At 61.4% G+C, this 18,706-nt stretch carries 24 protein-coding genes; 7 read left to right on the top strand and 17 right to left on the bottom strand.

Annotation, left to right across the window (positions count from 1 at the left end):
- Window positions 1-85 precede the first annotated feature (85 nt).
- From PG5_RS23335 to PG5_RS23295, 9 genes are all read right to left on the bottom strand, one after another.
- A complete protein-coding gene (locus PG5_RS23335) occupies window positions 86-1,084 on the bottom strand; it encodes a glutathione S-transferase family protein (protein WP_020799595.1) in 999 nt (332 codons plus the stop codon).
- 90 nt (window positions 1,085-1,174) lie between these two features.
- The gene (locus tag PG5_RS23330) at window positions 1,175-2,176 is read right to left on the bottom strand and encodes a glycosyl transferase family protein (RefSeq protein WP_020799594.1); all 1,002 of its coding nucleotides are present in this window, start codon (window positions 2,174-2,176) and stop codon (window positions 1,175-1,177) included.
- A complete protein-coding gene (locus tag PG5_RS23325; RefSeq protein ID WP_008062047.1) occupies window positions 2,173-2,508 on the bottom strand; it encodes a TusE/DsrC/DsvC family sulfur relay protein in 336 nt (111 codons plus the stop codon). Before PG5_RS23325 ends, PG5_RS23330 begins: the two co-directional genes overlap by 4 nt.
- Window positions 2,505-2,798, bottom strand: coding sequence for a sulfurtransferase complex subunit TusB (tusB, locus tag PG5_RS23320; RefSeq protein ID WP_020799593.1), 294 nt, complete (start codon window positions 2,796-2,798; stop codon window positions 2,505-2,507). Before tusB ends, PG5_RS23325 begins: the two co-directional genes overlap by 4 nt.
- Window positions 2,798-3,160 carry a sulfurtransferase complex subunit TusC gene (gene tusC, locus PG5_RS23315; protein ID WP_020799592.1) on the bottom strand — a complete coding sequence of 121 codons (363 nt, stop codon included), beginning with the start codon at window positions 3,158-3,160 and terminating at the stop codon, window positions 2,798-2,800. Before tusC ends, tusB begins: the two co-directional genes overlap by 1 nt.
- A gap of 1 nt (window position 3,161) precedes the next feature.
- A complete protein-coding gene (gene tusD / locus PG5_RS23310) occupies window positions 3,162-3,554 on the bottom strand; it encodes a sulfurtransferase complex subunit TusD (RefSeq protein WP_042955684.1) in 393 nt (130 codons plus the stop codon).
- A gap of 198 nt (window positions 3,555-3,752) precedes the next feature.
- On the bottom strand, window positions 3,753-4,457 hold the full coding sequence (locus PG5_RS23305; RefSeq protein ID WP_020799590.1) for a YoaK family protein: 705 nt from the start codon (window positions 4,455-4,457) through the stop codon (window positions 3,753-3,755).
- 24 nt (window positions 4,458-4,481) lie between these two features.
- Entirely contained in the window at window positions 4,482-4,811 is a 330-nt protein-coding gene (locus PG5_RS23300) for a DUF6388 family protein (protein WP_020799589.1), read from the bottom strand.
- A 20-nt stretch (window positions 4,812-4,831) separates the two neighbouring features.
- Window positions 4,832-5,080 carry a hypothetical protein gene (locus PG5_RS23295; RefSeq protein WP_020799588.1) on the bottom strand — a complete coding sequence of 83 codons (249 nt, stop codon included), beginning with the start codon at window positions 5,078-5,080 and terminating at the stop codon, window positions 4,832-4,834.
- Between the two features lie 148 nt (window positions 5,081-5,228).
- On the opposite strand from PG5_RS23295, the gene PG5_RS23290 reads away from it, so the two are divergent.
- The gene (locus PG5_RS23290) at window positions 5,229-5,579 is read left to right on the top strand and encodes a hypothetical protein (RefSeq protein WP_020799587.1); all 351 of its coding nucleotides are present in this window, start codon (window positions 5,229-5,231) and stop codon (window positions 5,577-5,579) included.
- Between the two features lie 136 nt (window positions 5,580-5,715).
- Here the strand turns inward: PG5_RS23290 and PG5_RS23285 are convergent, their stop codons facing one another.
- Window positions 5,716-6,141 (bottom strand): N-acetyltransferase, encoded by a 426-nt coding sequence (locus PG5_RS23285; protein WP_020799586.1) that lies wholly within the window; start codon window positions 6,139-6,141, stop codon window positions 5,716-5,718.
- 145 nt (window positions 6,142-6,286) lie between these two features.
- On the opposite strand from PG5_RS23285, the gene PG5_RS23280 reads away from it, so the two are divergent.
- Window positions 6,287-6,733: a hemerythrin domain-containing protein gene (locus PG5_RS23280; RefSeq protein ID WP_020799585.1), complete on the top strand. Its 447-nt coding sequence runs from the start codon at window positions 6,287-6,289 to the stop codon at window positions 6,731-6,733.
- A 95-nt stretch (window positions 6,734-6,828) separates the two neighbouring features.
- Here the strand turns inward: PG5_RS23280 and PG5_RS23275 are convergent, their stop codons facing one another.
- The gene (locus PG5_RS23275) at window positions 6,829-7,341 is read right to left on the bottom strand and encodes a methylated-DNA--[protein]-cysteine S-methyltransferase (RefSeq protein ID WP_020799584.1); all 513 of its coding nucleotides are present in this window, start codon (window positions 7,339-7,341) and stop codon (window positions 6,829-6,831) included.
- Window positions 7,342-7,476: 135 nt separating this feature from the next.
- Here PG5_RS23275 and ggt point away from each other — a divergent pair, with 135 nt between their 5' ends.
- The gene (ggt, locus tag PG5_RS23270) at window positions 7,477-9,204 is read left to right on the top strand and encodes a gamma-glutamyltransferase (RefSeq protein ID WP_020799583.1); all 1,728 of its coding nucleotides are present in this window, start codon (window positions 7,477-7,479) and stop codon (window positions 9,202-9,204) included.
- A 63-nt stretch (window positions 9,205-9,267) separates the two neighbouring features.
- Complete coding sequence (locus tag PG5_RS23265; RefSeq protein ID WP_020799582.1) at window positions 9,268-9,801, top strand: cysteine hydrolase family protein; 534 nt, start codon at window positions 9,268-9,270, stop codon at window positions 9,799-9,801.
- Window positions 9,802-9,910: 109 nt separating this feature from the next.
- Here PG5_RS23265 and PG5_RS23260 read toward each other — a convergent pair whose 3' ends face one another.
- On the bottom strand, window positions 9,911-10,816 hold the full coding sequence (locus PG5_RS23260) for a LysR family transcriptional regulator (protein ID WP_020799581.1): 906 nt from the start codon (window positions 10,814-10,816) through the stop codon (window positions 9,911-9,913).
- Window positions 10,817-11,015: 199 nt separating this feature from the next.
- Between PG5_RS23260 and PG5_RS23255 the strand changes: the two genes are divergently transcribed.
- The 3 genes from PG5_RS23255 (at window position 11,016) to PG5_RS23245 (ending at window position 14,619) form a co-directional block, all read left to right on the top strand.
- Complete coding sequence (locus tag PG5_RS23255; protein ID WP_033043508.1) at window positions 11,016-12,515, top strand: cytosine permease; 1,500 nt, start codon at window positions 11,016-11,018, stop codon at window positions 12,513-12,515.
- On the top strand, window positions 12,512-13,357 hold the full coding sequence (locus PG5_RS23250) for a nitrilase-related carbon-nitrogen hydrolase (RefSeq protein WP_020799579.1): 846 nt from the start codon (window positions 12,512-12,514) through the stop codon (window positions 13,355-13,357). Before PG5_RS23255 ends, PG5_RS23250 begins: the two co-directional genes overlap by 4 nt.
- Before the next feature lie 158 nt (window positions 13,358-13,515).
- Entirely contained in the window at window positions 13,516-14,619 is a 1,104-nt protein-coding gene (locus tag PG5_RS23245) for a sterol desaturase family protein (RefSeq protein ID WP_020799578.1), read from the top strand.
- On the opposite strand, the gene PG5_RS23240 is transcribed toward PG5_RS23245, so the two are convergent.
- From PG5_RS23240 to PG5_RS35430, 5 genes are all read right to left on the bottom strand, one after another.
- On the bottom strand, window positions 14,522-15,244 hold the full coding sequence (locus PG5_RS23240; protein ID WP_033043507.1) for a L,D-transpeptidase: 723 nt from the start codon (window positions 15,242-15,244) through the stop codon (window positions 14,522-14,524). The genes PG5_RS23245 and PG5_RS23240 overlap by 98 nt on opposite strands.
- A complete protein-coding gene (locus tag PG5_RS23235) occupies window positions 15,241-16,002 on the bottom strand; it encodes a M15 family metallopeptidase (RefSeq protein ID WP_042955683.1) in 762 nt (253 codons plus the stop codon). The genes PG5_RS23240 and PG5_RS23235 overlap by 4 nt, the downstream gene beginning before the upstream one ends.
- Before the next feature lie 38 nt (window positions 16,003-16,040).
- Entirely contained in the window at window positions 16,041-16,997 is a 957-nt protein-coding gene (gene lipA, locus PG5_RS23230; RefSeq protein WP_020799576.1) for a lipoyl synthase, read from the bottom strand.
- Window positions 16,998-17,152: 155 nt separating this feature from the next.
- Window positions 17,153-18,421 carry a serine hydroxymethyltransferase gene (gene glyA, locus PG5_RS23225; protein ID WP_020799575.1) on the bottom strand — a complete coding sequence of 423 codons (1,269 nt, stop codon included), beginning with the start codon at window positions 18,419-18,421 and terminating at the stop codon, window positions 17,153-17,155.
- 129 nt (window positions 18,422-18,550) lie between these two features.
- Window positions 18,551-18,706 (bottom strand): hypothetical protein (locus tag PG5_RS35430; RefSeq protein WP_177326149.1); only part of this gene is annotated, 156 nt, incomplete at its 5' end.

Here is an 18,706-nt window from a genome sequence, read left to right as displayed (position 1 = left end):
GGGACGCTCTGCGTTCCGCTTCTAACGCTGTGACGCGGAGCGTCACGGGATGCATTCCCACGCGGAGCATGGGAACGATCAGCTTTCAGGCCCTGCGCCAAACCCCTTTCCCGCTCAGCCGCTCCCGATCATGGGCCGTGGTGAAAGCCTGCTGCGGCCCTTTCGGCACGATCCCCGTCGGGTTGATGGTCTTGTGGCTGCCGTAATAGTGATGCTTGATATGGGTGAAATCCACCGTCTCGGCAATCCCTGGCCACTGGTAAATCTCCCGCAGCCAATTCGACAGGTTCGGATAGTCGGCAATGCGTCGCAGGTTGCACTTGAAGTGACCGTAATAGACCGCGTCGAATCGAATCAGCGTAGTGAACAGGCGGATGTCCGCTTCAGTCAGGTACTCGCCGGTCAGGTAGCGATTGGCACTTAACAGCTGCTCCAGGCGATCCAGTTCTGCGAACAGTTCATCGAAGGCCTCCTCATAGGCGGTTTGCGAGGTAGCAAACCCGGCGCGGTATACGCCGTTGTTCACGGCCGGATAGATTCGCTCGTTCAGCGCGTCGATCTCGCCGCGCAGCGGTGCCGGATAGAAATCCAGGTCATTGCCGGTCAGTTCATCGAAGGCGCCATTGAACATGCGGATGATTTCCGCCGATTCATTGTTGACGATGCGTTTCTGTTGTTTGTCCCAAAGCACCGGCACCGTGACGCGGCCGGTGTAGTCGGCGGTGTCGGCGGTGTAGCGCTGGTGCATGAAGTCAAAGTGATCGAGTTTGTCGCCGGTGGAGCCGTGGGACTTGTCGAACGTCCAACCGTTCTCCAGCATCAGGTAGCTGACCACCGACACGTCGATGAGGCTTTCCAGGCCCTTGAGTTTGCGTAGGATCAGCGTGCGATGGGCCCAGGGACAGGCGAGCGACACGTAGAGGTGATAGCGCCCTGGCGTAGCGGCGAAACCACCGACACCACTGGGGCCCGGTTGGCCGTCAGCGGTGACCCAGTTGCGACGCTGCGCCTGTTCGCGCTGGAACGTGCCGTCCTTGCTTTCGTACCACTTGTCCTGCCAGCGACCTTCAACTAACAAACCCATGTCCAAGTCTCCTCAATCGATAAGCGTTGGAGAGGAGTCTAAGCTCATAGGTTCGATAAAAAAGCGCAAATATTAATGGATTATGATCGATTAAATCGATTTGTCCCGCGCATCCCAGTACTGTTGGGCAGTCTCGAACGCTTGCTCGCGGCTCTGGCCGAGGCCGCGCAGCGCCAGGGCCATGGTCGAGATCAGGGCCATTTGCGGGTAGCTGTCCACCACATCGCCGCGCCATACCGCCTTGAGGTGCGCCGGTTCCAGGCTGGCGGGTTTGACGTGGCGCTGGCTCGACAGTTGCGGCCACTCCTCATCCCAGCTCTCGCCACCGGTGGTGCCGTACAAGTGGCTGTCGGCGTCGGGGTTGATCTCGATCTCACCGCCATCGCCCTTGACCACGATCGCAGTGTCGCCGAGCAAGCCGCTGGCATCGCGATGCACCGCCTGATAGCCGGGGTGGAAGATGCTTTGCAGGCCGCAACGGGCGCCCAACGGATTGAGAATGCGCGCCAGGGAGTGGATCGGCGAGCGCAGGCCGAGGGTGTTGCGCAGGTCGATCATGCGCTGCAGTTGCGGCGCCCAATCCACCAACGGCATGAAGGCCAGGCCGCCGTTGTCCAGCGCTGTGCCGACCTGCTGCCAGTCGCGGCACAACGGGATGTTCAGTTCATCGAGCAGTTGTTCGCTGTAGAGTCGACCGGCGGTGTGCGCGCCGCCACCGTGCATGAACACCCGCACACCGTTCTGCGCCAGGCACTTGGCGGCCAGCAGGTACCACGGCAGGTGACGCTTCTTGCCGGCATAGGTCGGCCAGTCGAGGTCGACCGCCAGTGCCGGCGCTTGCAAGCGCTCGCGCAGGGCCTCGGTAAAACCGGCCATTTCCTGCGCGCTTTCTTCCTTGTGGCGCAACAGCATCAGGAACGCGCCGAGCTGGGTGTCCTCGACCTGGTCGTCAAGCACCATGCCCATGGCGGCGCGGGCTTCTTCACGCGTCAGGTCGCGGGCGCCACGCTTGCCTTTGCCGAGGATGCGCACGAATTGGGCGAACGGGTGCTCGGCAGGCGTTTCGAGGGTCAACGCTGGGTAGTCGGTCATAAGCAATTCGTCGGTTTGGGCAGGCCCGCCAGTTTCGCGGCGAGTTTGGCAGGGGTGCCTTTGAACAGTCGGTTCAGGTGCAGGCTGTTGCCTTTGTCCGGGCCGAGTTTCAATGCGGTGTACTTGATCAGCGGCCGGGTCGCCGGCGACAGCTGGAATTCGGCGTAGAAGCTGCGCAACAGTTCGAGGATTTCCCAGTGCTCGGGGCTCAACTCGATGTCTTCGGCGGCGGCCAGGGCACTGGCGACGTCTGCCGACCAGTCACTGAGCTCCAGCAGAAAACCGTCCTTGTCCAACTCGATGGCGCGCGCGCCGACCGTCAATACATTCATAACCAGCTGTTGACCTTGGCGTGGTGGATCGACAGTTCGACGAAGGCCGGATAATCGACAGCCGTAGCCCAACCCGGAACTTCGATAGCCCGGGCCTGGGCATCTTCGGCCAGCACGTAGAGGGCCAGGCCGCGCGCACTCAGCGCCGTGAAAGGGGCGCTGCCCGGCTGCAGGGCATAGGCGGCGTCACCGCACAGCAGCAATGCGTCGTTGGCGCCGATTATGCGCAGGCAGCTGTTCAGGCGGTCGTCGCCGAACGGGGAATGAGACAACACATGCAAAGTCGACATCAGAGGGTGATCACCTGGTCGTAATGGTCAATGAGTGCGGTGATTTCGTGGGCGGCCAACACGCGGGCTTCCTCCAGTGCCAGGGCACCTGGGTCCAGGCCACGTTCGGCAGCGCTGTCGGCACAGACAAACAGTTCTTCGACGCCGAACATCGGCAGCGCCTGCAGGTTGGCGCTCAGGTCTTTCTGTTGCAGGGCCTTGGCGTGCTGATGAGGGGCGAGCTGGAACACGCCGTCGTCGAGAAACAGCAGGCCGATCGGCAGATCGAAGGCGCCTCCCGCCAGCACGATGTCCAGCGCCTCGCGTGCGCCTGGACCGGACCAGGGCGACTGGCGGCTGATGATCAGCAAGGACTTGGCCATTTCACGCACCTCCGAAGCAGATCAGGCGGTCGGCATCCTGCACCGCGTCATGCAACTGCCCCAGCCCGGACAATTCCCACGGCGCGCCGACGGCGACAGCCTCGCGCTGATAGCGCCTGGCTTCCTCCTCGTTCAACACGCCACGGCGCAAGGCGGCGGCGATGCACACCACGCCATCGAGTTGGTTTTCGCTGACGAAGGCGCGCCATTGCCGGGGCACATCCAGCTCGTCCTGGGGTGTGACCACGCTGCCGGACGCGTTGTAAACGCCATCCTGGTAGAAAAACAGCCGGACAATCTCATGCCCGCCGGCAAGCAGCGCCTGGGCGAACAGCAAGGCGCGGCGCGAAGAGGGCGCATGGGCGGCGGAAAATACGGCGATGGCGAACTTCATGGCGGACTCGATCAGCGAAACTGCGGCCATGATAAAGCTTTATCGGCGCAGGGGCTAAATCGATGTTACCGGTGTGGGCCCCTTCGCGAGCAGGCTCGCTCCCACAGGGATTTGTGTGATGGCAAAGTTCACAGCTGCACCGCAAAACCTGTGGGAGCGAGCCTGCTCGCGAAGAGGCCCGCACAGGCAGCAAAAAAATCAGCGCGGCATGTAGCCCAACTGCCAACGCCGCGGGATCTTCAGTGACAGCACTCCCAGCGCAGCCGCCAGCAGGCCGCTGGCAAACAGCGCCTTGAGCCCGAAATGATGTTCCAGCACGGCACCGAGTACCGCGCCGGCGAACATGCCGGTCCAGGGGATCAGTTGCACGCGCCAACCGTTGCGGCGCTCGCCGAGCATCCAGCGCCCCAGTCCGCGGCCAAAGCGCGACAGGGCTCCGGTCACATAGGTCAGGCCGACCGGCAGGCCGTTGACCTCTTCCACGGCGGCATTGAGCATGCCCATGGCGATGATGGCTGCCAGCAGGGCAGGCAATTGCGAGTCATAGGGCCAGGCCGCGGCGGCGCACAGCAGGGCGGCAATGCACAACAGCAAGGGCAGTGACCGGCGCCTGCTCAGGCGGCTGACGATAATGCCCAGCGCATTGCCAAAGATGAAGGTGGCGATGAGGATCACCAGGCGCAGGGTCAACCCAAGGTCGCCGGCACTGATGGCGACGGCCATCCGGGTGGTATTGCCGCTCATGAACGAGACGAAATCGCCACTGGCCATGAAACCGATCGCGTCAGTCATGCCGGCCAGCACCGAAAGCATGGCCACCAGGCTCAGGCCGATGCGCCCACGCCATTTCTGCGTGTGCAGGTGTCCGGGGCTGGCGTGGGTCTTCGAGGCGGTGGGCAGCATCGATGCAGTGATCCTCAGCAAAGGTTACGGTTGTATCCCGTACAGGTCGCAATACTCCAGCCAGTCCATGCCGGCCATTTGCGCAACTTCCCGGTGCACTTCCAGACGCTTGGCCTGATAGTCCTCAGGAGTGGCGGCGGTCAATTGCAGTGTCAGCTCCCAGGCAAACAAACCCAGGCGCTCGGCTTCGGCTTCAAAGGCCTCGTGTAAACGATCATCGCGAAACTGCGCGAGGGTCTCGCCCTTGGCCTGGGCCAGCAGCGGGTTGAGGTGGTCGAGCTCGATGCGCAGTTCGGGACGTTGGTCGAGAAACTTTTCCAGCGCCAGTTCGTGTTGTTGCTCGGGTGCCGCCATGGTCGCTCCTTGAGTACGAATTACGAAGACTGCTTCTTGCTTGCCTTGGCCGCTGCCGCCAGACATTCGAGTGCAAACTGCTCGGTATAGGTCATCTGGATCGGCGTGGTTTCACCCTTGACGGTTCTTTCGCCCTCAAGGATGTAACGAATGCGCTTGTCGGTGACGCCGATTCGCTTGGCGATCCAGGACGGTGTCTGACCGATCTGGCTGATCAGCTTGTCGGCATATTCAGTGGTCGGTTTGTAAAACTCGGCGTTGGGGGTCATGGGGCGTCCAGTGAAAGGTGTAATACAGCGCTATTGGCTCGACAGGGTGCGCGAATCGTCACGCGATGTCGCGGTTTTAATGAAGTAAAGCAGAACGATACGCCCTGCCGCGGTGATACAGTCCGCTTTTTCCTCATGAGTGAATGCAATGCGAATTCTGATGGTGGCGCTGGCCGCTACCTTGCTGGCGGGATGCGCGGGCTCGGCGATGAACGATGCTCGTACCAAGGCCCCGTACAAGACCTTGAACTCCGACAAGCCGGCCAAGGACGTCGCCCAGTGCGTGCAGTATTCCTGGCAGGACGAAGCGGTGTTCGGCGTTGATGCTGCGGCGTACCTGGAGCCGGGAGCGAAGGGGAGCACCACCGTCTATACCCGCTCGGCCGAGTCGTTCGTCGACGTGACCACCGATGCCTCGGGCACCGTATTGAGTTACTACGCTCAGCAAGACGACTTCGTCGCCAAGCGCCGCTTGGCGGCACTGGCCACCTGCCTCTGACCTGATGGGTTGATGCATGCCCTGTAGGAGCTGCCGCAGGCTGCGATCTTTTGATCTTGTTTTTTCTCGATCTCAAGTCCGTCGAAGATCAAAAGATCGCAGCCTGCGGCAGCTCCTACAGGGATTCGCGTTGTGATCAGTAGTCCAGGCGCTTCTGGAAGAAGAAGTGCTTGTACCCCGGCGGGTAGTCGGCGATATGCCCAATCTCGCTGTAGCCGCATTTCCTGTAGAACTCCGGTGCCTGGAATTCAAAGGTATCGAGCCACATTCCCACGCATTTTTTCTCCCGCGCCAGGTCTTCGGCCATCTGCATCAGCTTCGTGCCCATGCCCTGTCCCCGGGCCTGCTCCGGTACCGACAGCAGGTCGATGAACATCCACTGGTAGAACAACCTGGCGTAAAGGCCGCCAAGGATCACATCGTTTTCGTCACGTACCAGCAGGGCGATATGCTCGGGTACGGCGCCGTCGGCCTTCGAGGCATTGTAGGCGCGCAGCGGCATCAGGATGGCCTGGCGCTCTTCTTCCGTGGGGGTGGGCGAGAACTCTATCCGCAGGTTCATGGCAATGTCCTTATGGCAGTGAATCGGCAGCCTATCGTGGTTGCCGCCATAGTTCCATGACCCTCAGCCAGTGGAACCGTCGCCAGTGCGCGGAGGTCACTTGTTGTGACGCGCCATTCCCGAGTGCGACTGATGAGGACATTCCGTGAATATTTTCGAAGCCTTGCGCGAAAGCCACGAGCGCCAGCGTACCTACGCCAAAGCCCTGATCCGCACCAGCGGCGATACCCCTGAGCGCGTCGACGCATACAAGCAGCTCAAGTCAGAACTGCAGGCTCACGAAACCGCTGAAGAACGGCATTTCTACATCCCGCTGATGGAATTCGACAATGGCGTAGACCTCAGTCGCCACGCGATCTCCGAGCACCACGAGATGGATGAGATGATGGAAGAACTGGACAGCACCGAGATGTCCAGCCCGGCCTGGCTGGCGACGGCGAAGAAATTGTCCGAGAAGGTCCATCACCACCTTGAAGAAGAGGAGCAGAAGTTCTTCCAGATGGCGGGCAAGTTGCTTGACGACAAGCAGAAAGAGTCGCTGGCGACGCAGTATGTAAAGGAATACAAGGCACAACTTTCTACACCGGCGTGATGTCGTCCTGTAGGAGCTGCCGCAGGCTGCGATCTTTTGACTTTGCTTTAAACAACAAGATCAAAAGATCGCAGCCTGCGGCAGCTCCTACAAGATCAAAAGCCCGGGAGGCGCGCGGTTTCGGGGGATTGGCCGCCTTCCAGCGTGAGTAACGTCTGCTTCGCCTCCAGCCCCCCGGCAAACCCGGTCAATTTCCCCGACGCGCCAATCACCCGATGACAGGGCGCGATGATCGAAATCGGATTCCTGCCATTCGCCGCACCCACTGCCCGCACCGCGCTCGGGTGGCCGATTTGCTCGGCGATCTGGCTGTAGCTGCGGGTCTGGCCAAAGGGAATGGTCAACAAGGCCCTCCAGACCTTCTTCTGAAATTCCGTCCCGGCAAAATCAAGGTCGAGCTCGAACGCCTGGCGTGTGCCCGCGAAGTATTCGCGCAACTGTTGCGCAGTGCGCATCAGGACCGGGTTGTCCGGCGCTTCATCCATCGGGCCGAGGCGCACCCGGCCTGGTTTGTCATTTTCCCAGAGGATGGCCGCCAGACGGCAATCGTTCGCTACCAGCTTCAACTCGCCGACGGGTGATGCCAAGGTGATGTAGGTGTAGGTCATGCCGCACGCATCGCCGAATTGCTGAACAGGTGTTAAGCATACTGCCTCGCCGGGGAGGCGCAATATGCAATCCCGACCATACTGCCTACTGCTCTTGAAGCGTTTTCCTACTTTAAAACAAAAAGAGACCGACTCATGAAGTACGAACCTTTTGCCAAATCGCTGATTGCGACCTCGTTGGCGCTCAGCTGCCTGATGGCCCATGCGGCCTCTGTGGCCCCGGTCGCGGCTGAAAACGGCATGGTGGTCACCGCCCAGCATTTGGCCAGTCATGTGGGCGTGGATGTGCTGAAGAACGGCGGCAATGCGGTCGACGCCGCTGTCGCAGTGGGTTACGCGCTGGCGGTGGTGTATCCCGCGGCCGGTAACCTGGGGGGTGGCGGTTTCATGACCATTCAACTCGCCGACGGTCGTAAGACCTTCCTCGACTTCCGTGAAAAAGCCCCGCTGGCCGCTACCGCCGACATGTACCTGGACAAGGCGGGCAACGTCGTCCCCGACCTGAGCACCCGTGGGCACCTGGCCGTCGGGGTGCCGGGCACCGTGTCCGGCATGGAGCTGGCGCTGTCCAAATACGGCACCAAGCCGCGCAAGGAAGTGATCGCCCCGGCGATCAAGCTGGCGGAAGACGGCTTCGTGCTGGAGCAGGGCGATGTCGAGTTGCTGGAGTACGCCACCGACGTGTTCAAGAAGGACATCAAGGATTCCGGCGCGATCTTCCTGAGCAATGGCGAGCCGATGCAGGTCGGCCAGAAACTGGTACAGAAAGACCTCGGCAAAACCCTGCGGGAAATCTCCGAGAAAGGCGCCGACGGTTTCTACAAGGGCTGGGTGGCCGACGCCATCGTCACCTCCAGCCAAGCCAACAAGGGCATCATCACCCAGGCCGACCTCGACAAGTACAAGACTCGCGAGCTGGCACCCATCGAGTGTGACTATCGCGGCTACCATGTGGTCTCGGCACCGCCACCGAGCTCCGGCGGGGTGGTGATCTGCCAGATCATGAACATCCTCGAAGGCTATCCGATGAAGGACCTGGGCTACCACTCGGCCCAGGGCATGCACTACCAGATCGAAGCGATGCGCCACGCCTATGTGGATCGCAACAGCTACCTGGGCGACCCGGACTTCGTGAAAAACCCGATCGCGCATTTACTCGACAAAAACTACGCGACCAAGCTGCGCGAAGCCATCCAGCCGCAAAAGGCCGGCATCTCCAAGGATCTCAAGCCCGGCGTGGCGCCCCATGAGGGCAGCAACACCACCCATTACTCCATCGTCGACAAATGGGGCAACGCGGTATCGGTGACCTACACCCTCAACGACTGGTTCGGTGCCGGGGTCATGGCCAGCAAGACCGGGGTCATCCTCAACGACGAAATGGATGATTTCACCTCGAAAGTCGGCGTACCGAACATGTACGGCCTGGTGCAGGGCGAGGCCAATGCCATCGCGCCCGGCAAGGCGCCGTTGTCGTCCATGAGCCCAACCATCGTCACCAAGGACGGCAAAGTGGTAATGGTGGTCGGCACCCCCGGTGGCAGCCGCATCATCACCGCGACCCTGCTGACCATGCTCAACGTGATCGACTACGGCATGAACATCCAGGAAGCGGTCGATGCGCCGCGTTTCCACCAGCAATGGCTGCCGGAGGAAACCAACCTGGAGACCTTCACCACCAGTCCCGACACGGTGAAGATCCTCGAAAGCTGGGGCCACAAGTTTGCCGGTCCCCAGGACGCCAACCACCTGGCAGCAATCCTGGTAGGGGCTCCGTCGCTGGAGGGCAAGCCGGTGGGCAAGAACCGTTTCTACGGGGCCAACGATCCACGGCGTAATACCGGGTTGTCGCTGGGTTACTGATGGTTGTGTTTGAATGGGGGGCGCACGCGTCCCCTGATTTTTCAACTCATCAAGGAAGGTACCATGACCACCGCACTGTTAATCATCGACGTCCAGCAGGCCCTGTGCTCCGGCGAGTACGAGTGCTTCGAGATCCAGCGCGTCATTGAAACGATCAATGGCCTCAGTGCCCGGGCGAGAAAAGCCGGCGTGGCAGTGGTGCTGATCCAGCACGAAGAAGAGGGCGACCTGTTGAAGCATGGCGCTCCAGGCTGGCAATTGGCCGAAGGGTTGCACACGTCACCCGACGATCATCGCGTCCGTAAGACCACCGGCGATTCGTTCTATCAGACCAACCTGCAGAAACTGGTGCCGGTGCAAGACTACGATCGCCTGGTCATCTGCGGCCTGCAAACCGATTACTGCGTGAATGCAACCCTGCGCCAGGCGCATCAACTGGGTTACGACGTAGTGCTGGCCGCCGACGCGCATTCCACTGTCGACAATGGCAATACCACGGCCGAAGACATCATTGCCGAACACAACAAGGATTGGGCCGACCTGAGCAGTTCGGTGGCGCGGATCGACGTGGTCCCTGCCGCTGAAATCCGCTTCTGATAACACCACCCCCCTGTAGGAGCGAGCCTGCTCGCGATGGACGTTAACGATAACGCTGGAAACCTGACACCCCGAGGCGCTCTGAAGTCCATCGCGAGCAGGCTCGCTCCTACAAGGGTGCGCTGAAGATATCGATCAGCTCATTGAGGAACGCACTGACCAGCTCCCGCTGCCGCGCCGAATGCCGCACCGCCGCGTGGAAGCCGACCTCGTAGCGCAGCAACTGCGGATTGAGTGGATGCAGCTGCCCGAGCTGTTCATGCCGGGCCGCATAATGCTGCGGCAGGAAACCCAGGTGTTGGCCGGACAGGATCAGCAGGGCCGCTCCGTCCATGCTGTCGGTGAGCACGGTCAAGCGTTCGATCGAGGTCGGCGCCGGCATCTCCGGCAAGGGGTGGCTGGGCCAGACCCAGTCATGCTGGCTGACATCCTCGCGCGTCAGCGCGCCCACCTGCTCGAACAGCGGGTGTGACGGCGCGCAGTAGGCGATCTGGGTTTCCTGGAACAACGGGAAGTAGTCGATATTGGGCAAGCGATGCCAAAAATAACCGATCGCCAGATCAATATGGCCGTTGATGATTTTCTCTTCCAGCAGCGATGAAGACAGTTCGGTGAAGTGAAAGTACAGCCCCTCGTGCCGAGCCCTCAGGCGGGCAATGGCCAAGCCGATTTTCTTGTTTGCCACCGGATCGATCTGCCCCAGCAGGCCGACGTTGATGTTGCCCGAGACTTTGCGGTTGATGTGCTGCACTTCAACCCTGAAGCCCTCGGCGGCAGCCAGCAAGCGTCGCGCTGCCTCGACGAACTGACCACCCTTGGGCGTTACGGAAAATCCGCCGCGACCGCGTTCGCACAGGCGAAAACCCACCCGTGCCTCCAGCGTCGCCAGTTGTGCGCTGATGGTCGGTTGCGTGGTATTGAGGGCTGTTTGCGCCGCCGAGATCCCGCCAGCCTCGACCACCGTGAGAAATACCCGGATCAGGCGCAGATCCAGCTCCGTTACAGTTCCCAGCATGGGGGCTCCCGATACTCGATTACATTGACGCCGATCTATGTGAACAGTGCGCCTTGGATATTTTATCGCTGCGGCCAACGCCATACATTGCAGGGAAACCAGGGTCTTCGTCAGCTTTTTCTGGAGTTTTGCCAGATCTGGACGTCGAATCGACCACTGCGCTCAAAATAAAAACAATCTACTGCATAGGAACTATCGTATGTCAGGATCCCCACTTTCTGCGCACGCCACCGAGGCGAGCGGCGGGTTGGCCATCGAAGGCCACTCGATCGATTACATCCCGGAAAACGAACGTCACGCCAAACTCAGCAGCCAGGGGCCGTTCTGGTTTCTCGGCAACTTCCACTTCTTCACCATCTCCATCGGTTTCGTCGGCCCCAGCCTGGGCTTGTCGGCGCTGTGGACCCTGCTGGCCGGTGCGCTGGGCATCATGTTCGGCACGATCTTCATGGCTTTCCACGGCTCGCAAGGGCCGGAAATGGGCCTGCCGCAGATGATCCAGTCCCGTGCCCAGTTCGGCTATCGCGGGGTGATCCTGGCGCTGATGGCGACAATGTTTGTGTTCGTCGGTTTCAACGTGGTGAACGTCTCGCTGATCATGAACGGGCTGGAGCATGTGTTCGGCATCGACCCGACCATCGTCGCCGTGACCGTGGTACTGATCGGCGCACTGCTGTCGATCTTCGGCCACGACCTGATGCACAAAGCCTTCAAGTGGGCGCTGCTGGCGACGCTGCCGTTGTATGCCCTGGTGACCATCGCCCTGATGTTCGGCGCGGGTTCCGAGGGCGTCACGCCGGCCAGCGACCTCGGCTTCAGCTGGATCGCCTTCGCTACCCTGTTCGCCATTGGTGCCAGCTACAACATTTCCTATGCACCCTATGTCTCCGACTATTCGCGCTACCTGCCGAAAAACACCAGCCGGCCGAAACTGATCGCGGCGATATTCATCGGCGCGTCGCTGTCGGGCAGCTGGATGATCGGCCTCGGTGCCTGGCTCGCCCAGGAACTGAAAGCGGTGGATGCGCTGGTGGCATTGAACCAGGTAGGTTCCTCGATGATTCCCGGGCTGGGCAATCTGTTGGTGGTGGTGTCGGTGGCGGGCTTCCTGCCGATCATTGCGCTGAACACCTACAGCGCCATGCTGACGCTGCTGACCGGCGTCGATTCGATCAGCAAGATCACCCCGACACCTCGCGCCCGTGTGCTGTCGATCAGTGCCATCAGCATCATCCTGCTGACCTGCGTGCTGTCGATCAAGGGTGACGGCATCGCGCTGCTGAACACCTTCCTCGTGTTGCTGTTGTACTTCCTCGTGCCTTGGACCGCCGTCAACCTGGTGGACTATTTCTTCGTGCGCAAGGGCGGCTACGCGATCCCGCATTTTTTCACGCCGAAGGGCATCTACGGCGCGTGGCAGTTTCGCGGCATCGTGGCCTACCTGATCGGCTTTGCCGCCATGGTGCCGTTCTTCTACATCTACGATGCCGCCGCCAGCAAGGAAGTCTTCGTCGGTCCTATGGCACGGGTGCTGGAAGGCGTGGACATCGCCTGGCTGGTGGGCCTGCTGGTTTCGGGCCTGACCTATTACCTGCTCAGCCGCTCCCTCGACCTGGCCGCCGAGCGCCGGGTCATCGAGGCGATCAGTGAAAACGAGATTATCGCCATGACCCATTCATCCACGGAGTCGGTGCGTTGAACACGGCAAAGAATATCCGGGTCGCCTGCTGCCAATTGGCGCCGAAAATCGGCGACCTCGCGTACAACCGCACGCTCACCGAACGCGCGATCCGTTCGGCGGCCCTGCAGGGTGCCCAGGTGGTGGTGTTGCCGGAGCTGGTGCAGAGCGGCTACCTGTTTGCCGACCGCGCGGAAGCACTGGCCCTCGCGGAAACCGCCGAGGGGCCGACCTTGCGCCTGTGGCAGGCGCTGGCCAGTGAATTGAACATGGTCATCGTCGGTGGATTCTGCGAGCGTCTGGCCGGGGATGAGCTGGCCAACAGCGCGGCACTGATCGATACCCGGGGTTTGCGCGCGGTGTACCGCAAGGCGCACCTGTGGGATGCGGAGAAAGAAGTTTTCACAGCCGGCACTGCCGCACCGCCGGTGATCGAAACGGTCCACGGGCGCATCGGCATGCTGATCTGCTACGACCTGGAGTTCCCCGAATGGGTGCGCCTGCCGGCGCTGGCCGGTGCCGACCTGCTCTGTGCGCCGGTCAACTGGCCCGACGGCCCGCGACCGCAATCCGAGCGCCCGGCGGAAGTCTTGCGGGTGCAGGCCAATGCCTCGGTCAACCGCATGTTCATCGCCGCCTGTGACCGTCATGGTGTTGAGCGCGGGGTGAGTTGGGTGCAAGGTTCGGTGATCGTCGACGCCGACGGTTATCCGGTGGCCGGTCCGGCGGAGCAGGGTGGCGAGCAGATGCTGCTGGCCAACCTGAACCTGGCCGAGGCACGCAACAAGCGCATCAGTGCGCGCAATGACCTGCACCGGGACCGACGGCCGCAGCTGTATGGCTTGAGCAGTGAAGTGAAGTGAAGTGAAGTGACGTTTGGCCCAGAGGTTGCCGAAATCCCAAGACCTGAATAAGATACATCCGCAATAATGTCCCGCAGGAGCCGGCCCGCCGTGTTCCTGCGACACGCGTTTTTCCATCCCACACACAACGCTCTACTTTCAGCAGGGGGCAGCCTTTCATGGATGTTCTCGCACTGATCGAGCAATACCTGTCCAGGTGGGTATTTACACCTGTCAGCAACCAGTTCCTCGGGCTCTTCGACCTCAATGGCCGTCTCTGCGTCGCCTTTCTTTTCATCTCCTACTCCGTTGCCTACGGCCTGTTCCGCTGGCGTCGAGCTCGCGGGCTGACGGACGCGCACAGCTTCTGGCAGTTCATCGGCGGCAACCGTGTGCATTTTCATCCCTCGGCGCTGCTCGATTACCGCTACTACTTCGTGCGCGCGATCCTCAAGGTCGTGCTGGTGGTGCCCATCGTCGGGCTAGTGGACCCCTATGTGTTGCGTTCCGGTGACTACATCCGCTTTTTCACTCAGCTGTGGGGTGCACGGGTGCAGGTCGAGGAGCACCTGGTCCTGACCTTGCTCTATGGCCTGGGTGTGTTCCTGCTGCAGGACTTCATCCATTACTGGGCCCACCGCGCTTACCATTCGCGCTACCTGTGGGCGTTCCACAAAGTCCATCATTCGGCGACGGTGCTGGTCCCGGCCACGGCCAGTCGGGTGCATTTCCTCGAGAAAGTGGTCGAGCGGTTGACTGACCTTGTGTTCATCAGCGCCTTTGCCGGACTCTTCTGGTACGCCTGTGGCGGGGAGATCAGCCGCTACACGCTGTTCGGCGTGACCTACATGGTGTTCATCCTCAATGCCTTGGCGGCCAATCTGCGCCATAGCCACGTCTGGCTGTCCTTCGGGCCTGTGGTCGAGCATGTGCTGAACAGCCCGGCCCAGCACCAGGTCCACCACAGCGATGCGCCGCGGCACTTCAACAAGAACTTCGGGGTCAACCTGTCACTCTGGGACTGGATGTTCGGCACGCTGTACGTCACCCAAACGCAACCGGAGCCCATCCGCTTCGGCACCTGCGAAGCGGATCATGGCCGTTACCTGACCGTCTACAGCCTGATCATCACGCCCTTTGTCGAAACGCTGGGCAAGATCCGCCTGGCCAGGCGCTCGCTTGCGGTCAGCGCGCAGGCAGGTTCCAGCGTTCGCGCAACTGCTCGTACTGCGTCTCGGGCAGTTGCACCAGCAGCGGGGACTGGCGTGGGTCCAGCCAACTGAGCAGGCGTGCGATATCCATCGGGTCCATCGCGGTGCAGCCCCGCGTCGGTAGTGTGGGGCCACGCCAGATGTGGAAGAAGATGCAGGAACCGGCGGCGGGGGATGCGGGTGTGTTGTGCTCGATGAAAATGCCCTGGCGGTACAAGTCATCATGGCGACGCATGCGTTCAGAGCTGTTCCAGTCTTGGGCCATCGTGGCGCCGTCGACCAATTCGTTGTAATGAGCGGACCGGCTGTCATCCACGCATTCGATGGTCGAGGTCAGTGCGAGGTAGGGCAGGCGGGTTTCACTTGAAGCGTCGTAGCCAAAAGCGCTGCCGAGTTTGAACATCCCGGCGGGTGCCTTTCCATCGCCTTCCTGTTTCACCGGCCCCTGAAGTTGCCCGGTGTCGAGCAGTCCCTTGCCCCAGCCCATGCCATTTTTTCCCAGCACGACGGCAAACGGCGCTTCGACTTTCTGGAAGCTGTCCCCGTGCCGTTCATAACGCTGGGCGCTGCCCTGGATGTCGTCCCAGTGCTTGCTGGTGACCACGATCAACTGGCCACTACCGTCGAGCCCTTGGGCCATTGCGGCACAGGGCAGCAACAGGATCAGCAACGCGCAGATTCTGCCAAGGCTGTTCATGGTGCCAGCGGGGTGATGGGGAAGTTCATGACGGTGTTCAATGTCGCATCCCGGGTATAGGTGAAGTGCCACCACTCGGCGGAGTAACCGGTGAATCCCTCCTGCGCCATGGCGCGGGTCAGTCGCTGGCGATTTTCCATGGCCGTCGCCGTGATCGACGTCGAATCGGTATGGGCGCGCTCGTCGAAGCAATCAAAACCGGTGCCCATGTCGACTGCGCCGTCGTGCCAACGCTGCCCATAAGGCGCCGTGCAATCGACTGGCGTGGCAGATGGCGTCCAGGTGTCGGCGGGCAGGGCGTCCGGTCCCGTCATGCTCAGGTCGACGGTGCTGCCTTTGGAGTGATTCGATACGCGCGCCACATAGCCCAGGCGCCAGAAGTCTTGCTTATCCACCCGTGGATAGAATTCGGCCTTAAGCGGATCGCCCGGCTCAGTGGCGAAGCGCCCCATGTCCGCGACCGCGCGACTGGGGCGATAGCAATCGAACACCTTCAGGCCATAGCCTTGCGCCCGCAGTGCCGTTTGTACCCGGGCGAGGGCTTTGGCGGCATCCTGCGACAGCAAGCACTCGGGCGCTTCATAACCCTCGAGCGGGTGCCCGGTGAAGTTGTGGGCGCTGGCATAACGAATGTCCTGTTCGATACCCGGATCGATCGTGCGTAAATACACCATGTGCTCGGGCCGGGGCTCGGCAGCGGCGACACCCGATAAGGCGAGGCTGAGGAGCGGGAGCAATGTTTGAACGACAAATGGCATCGGGTCGGGCCTGCGTAATGGCATGACAAGTCACTTCATCATGGCTTGAAATCGGCGGCACCTCCATGAAGTTGTTGATCGGCGTGATAGGACGAGCGCACCAATGGCCCGGACGCGACGTTCTTGAAGCCCATGCGTGCGCCTTCCTCGGCGAACCAGGCAAACACGTCCGGGTGCACGAAACGCTGGACCGGCAAGTGGCTGCGCGACGGTTGCAGGTATTGGCCGAGGGTGAGCATGTCGACATCGTGCTCGCGCAGGCGCTGCATGACGTCGATCACTTCTTCGTCGGTTTCTCCCAGGCCCAGCATCAGCCCGGATTTGGTGGGGACCTGTGGTACCCGCTGCTTGAAGTTTTGCAGCAGATCCAGCGACCACTCGAAATCCGAGCCGGGTCGTGCGGCCTTGTACAGGCGCGGAACGGTTTCCAGGTTGTGGTTGAACACATCGGGCGGCTCAAGGGCGGTGATCGCCAGGGCGACGTCCATCCGTCCGCGATAGTCCGGCACCAGGGTTTCCAGTTGAATGCCCGGCGATAGCTTGCGGATTTCGCGCAGGCAGTCGACGAAGTGTTGGGCACCGCCATCGCGCAAGTCGTCGCGGTCCACCGAGGTGATCACCACGTATTTGAGGCGCAGTTCAGCGATGGCCACGGCGAGGTTGGTCGGCTCATCCACATCCAGCGGCTTCGGGCGCCCGTGGCCGACATCGCAGAACGGGCAGCGACGGGTGCAGATGTCACCCATGATCATGAATGTCGCAGTCCCCCCGGAAAAACACTCGCCCAGGTTCGGGCACGAGGCTTCTTCGCAGACGCTGTGCAGCTTGTGTTTACGCAGCAATTGCTTGATCCGGTCGACCTCGGGGGAGGCCGGCATGCGTACCCGGATCCAGTCGGGTTTGCGCGGGAGGTCCTCGGTGGGGATGATTTTCACTGGAATCCGCGCGACTTTTTCCGCGCCGCGCAGTTTTGTGCCGACTTGCACTGTGTTCATAGATGCTCCCAAGGTATGTCAGACAAGAACCGGAACTGTGGGAGCGAGCCTGCTCGCGAAGATGGTGGAACATCCAGCACAGATGTCGACTGACACTCCGCCTTCGCGAGCAGGCTCGCTCCCACAGGTTTTTCACAGGGGTTTGTGTTGTGTGATCAGTCGCGGTACACCGGGAAGTCCGCACACAGAGCGGCAGCCTGGCGGGCGACCTGGGCCTCGACATCGGCATCGCCGAGGTGATCGAGGATGTCGCAGATCCAGCCTGCCAGCTCGATGCTCTGTGCTTCCTTGAAACCACGGCTGGTGATCGCCGGCGTACCGATGCGCAGGCCTGAGGTCACGAACGGCGACTGCGGATCGTTGGGCACCGCGTTCTTGTTCACGGTGATGCCGGCACGGCCCAGGGCGGCGTCAGCGTCCTTGCCGGTCAGGACCTGGCGGATCAGGCTGACCAGGAACAGGTGGTTGTCGGTACCACCGGACACCACGTCATAGCCCCGTTCGATAAACACCTGCGCCATCGCCTGGGCGTTGCGGATCACTTGTGCCTGGTAAGTCTTGAACGCCGGCTCCAGCGCTTCCTTGAAGCACACGGCCTTGGCGGCGATCACATGCATCAGCGGACCGCCCTGGCCACCGGGGAATACGGCGGCGTTGAGTTTTCTCTCAAGCTCCGGATTGGCCCTAGCCAGGATCAGGCCACCGCGCGGACCGCGCAGGGTCTTGTGGGTCGTGGTGGTGACCACGTCGGCGTAGGGCAGCGGGTTCGGGTACAGACCGGTGGCCACCAGCCCGGCGACGTGGGCCATGTCGACGAACAGCCAGGCACCGACCTTGTCGGCGATCTCACGGAAACGCGGAAAATCCAGGGTCTTGGAGTAAGCGGAGAATCCGGCGATGATCATTTTCGGCTGGTGCTCGACGGCCAGGCGTTCGACTTCGTCGTAGTCGATCAGCCCGGTCGCGGTGTCGATGCCGTATTGCACGGCGTTGTAGAGCTTGCCGGAAAAACTCACCTTGGCCCCGTGGGTCAGGTGACCGCCATGGGCCAGGCTCATGCCCAGCACGGTGTCGCCAGCCTGCAGCAACGCCAGGTACACGGCCGCGTTGGCCTGGCTGCCGGAGTGCGGCTGGACGTTGGCGTAGTCGGCGCCGAACAATTGTTTTGCGCGGTCGATGGCCAGTTGCTCGACCACGTCGACATACTCGCAACCGCCGTAATAGCGCTTGCCCGGATAGCCTTCGGCGTACTTGTTGGTCAGGCCGCTGCCTTGCGCCTCCATGACCCGTTGGCTGGTGTAATTCTCCGAAGCGATCAGCTCGATGTGGTGCTCCTGCCGCGCATCCTCGGCATTCATCGCCGCCAGCAGTTCGTCGTCGTAGCCTTTGATCTGGTCCTGCTTGCTAAAAAGGGCGCTGAACATGGTGAAAGTCCTCTGTTGTTCTCGAAATGGGGGGCACCTGTAGGAGCTGACGAGTGCAACGAGGCTGCGATCTTTTGATTTTTTAAAGCCAGATCAAAAGATCGCAGCCTGCGGCAGCTCCTACGGGGGTTATGCGTAGTCTTCGATGGATGGGCACGCGCAGATCAGGTTGCGGTCGCCGAACACGTTGTCGACACGGCCTACGGGCGGCCAGTATTTGCCGTCGACCAAGGTGTCCAGCGGATAAACCGCCTGCTCACGGCTGTACGGATGCGACCACTCGCC

This window comes from Pseudomonas sp. G5(2012) (genome assembly GCF_000408945.1).
Lineage (GTDB): Bacteria > Pseudomonadota > Gammaproteobacteria > Pseudomonadales > Pseudomonadaceae > Aquipseudomonas > Aquipseudomonas umsongensis.
Note: the sequence above shows the minus strand (reverse complement) of the source record. Positions and strands in the feature narration are given on the sequence as shown.

Coding starts and splice junctions, on each gene's coding strand:
- PG5_RS23335 (WP_020799595.1), bottom strand. CDS start 1,084: ATGGGTTTGTTAGTTGAAGGTCGCTGGCAGGACAAGTGGTACGAAAGC.
- PG5_RS23330 (WP_020799594.1), bottom strand. CDS start 2,176: ATGACCGACTACCCAGCGTTGACCCTCGAAACGCCTGCCGAGCACCCG.
- PG5_RS23325 (WP_008062047.1), bottom strand. CDS start 2,508: ATGAATGTATTGACGGTCGGCGCGCGCGCCATCGAGTTGGACAAGGAC.
- tusB (WP_020799593.1), bottom strand. CDS start 2,798: ATGTCGACTTTGCATGTGTTGTCTCATTCCCCGTTCGGCGACGACCGC.
- tusC (WP_020799592.1), bottom strand. CDS start 3,160: ATGGCCAAGTCCTTGCTGATCATCAGCCGCCAGTCGCCCTGGTCCGGT.
- tusD (WP_042955684.1), bottom strand. CDS start 3,554: ATGAAGTTCGCCATCGCCGTATTTTCCGCCGCCCATGCGCCCTCTTCG.
- PG5_RS23305 (WP_020799590.1), bottom strand. CDS start 4,457: ATGCTGCCCACCGCCTCGAAGACCCACGCCAGCCCCGGACACCTGCAC.
- PG5_RS23300 (WP_020799589.1), bottom strand. CDS start 4,811: ATGGCGGCACCCGAGCAACAACACGAACTGGCGCTGGAAAAGTTTCTC.
- PG5_RS23295 (WP_020799588.1), bottom strand. CDS start 5,080: ATGACCCCCAACGCCGAGTTTTACAAACCGACCACTGAATATGCCGAC.
- PG5_RS23290 (WP_020799587.1), top strand. CDS start 5,229: ATGCGAATTCTGATGGTGGCGCTGGCCGCTACCTTGCTGGCGGGATGC.
- PG5_RS23285 (WP_020799586.1), bottom strand. CDS start 6,141: ATGAACCTGCGGATAGAGTTCTCGCCCACCCCCACGGAAGAAGAGCGC.
- PG5_RS23275 (WP_020799584.1), bottom strand. CDS start 7,341: ATGACCTACACCTACATCACCTTGGCATCACCCGTCGGCGAGTTGAAG.
- ggt (WP_020799583.1), top strand. CDS start 7,477: ATGAAGTACGAACCTTTTGCCAAATCGCTGATTGCGACCTCGTTGGCG.
- PG5_RS23265 (WP_020799582.1), top strand. CDS start 9,268: ATGACCACCGCACTGTTAATCATCGACGTCCAGCAGGCCCTGTGCTCC.
- PG5_RS23260 (WP_020799581.1), bottom strand. CDS start 10,816: ATGCTGGGAACTGTAACGGAGCTGGATCTGCGCCTGATCCGGGTATTT.
- PG5_RS23255 (WP_033043508.1), top strand. CDS start 11,016: ATGTCAGGATCCCCACTTTCTGCGCACGCCACCGAGGCGAGCGGCGGG.
- PG5_RS23245 (WP_020799578.1), top strand. CDS start 13,516: ATGGATGTTCTCGCACTGATCGAGCAATACCTGTCCAGGTGGGTATTT.
- PG5_RS23240 (WP_033043507.1), bottom strand. CDS start 15,244: ATGAACAGCCTTGGCAGAATCTGCGCGTTGCTGATCCTGTTGCTGCCC.
- PG5_RS23235 (WP_042955683.1), bottom strand. CDS start 16,002: ATGCCATTTGTCGTTCAAACATTGCTCCCGCTCCTCAGCCTCGCCTTA.
- lipA (WP_020799576.1), bottom strand. CDS start 16,997: ATGAACACAGTGCAAGTCGGCACAAAACTGCGCGGCGCGGAAAAAGTC.
- glyA (WP_020799575.1), bottom strand. CDS start 18,421: ATGTTCAGCGCCCTTTTTAGCAAGCAGGACCAGATCAAAGGCTACGAC.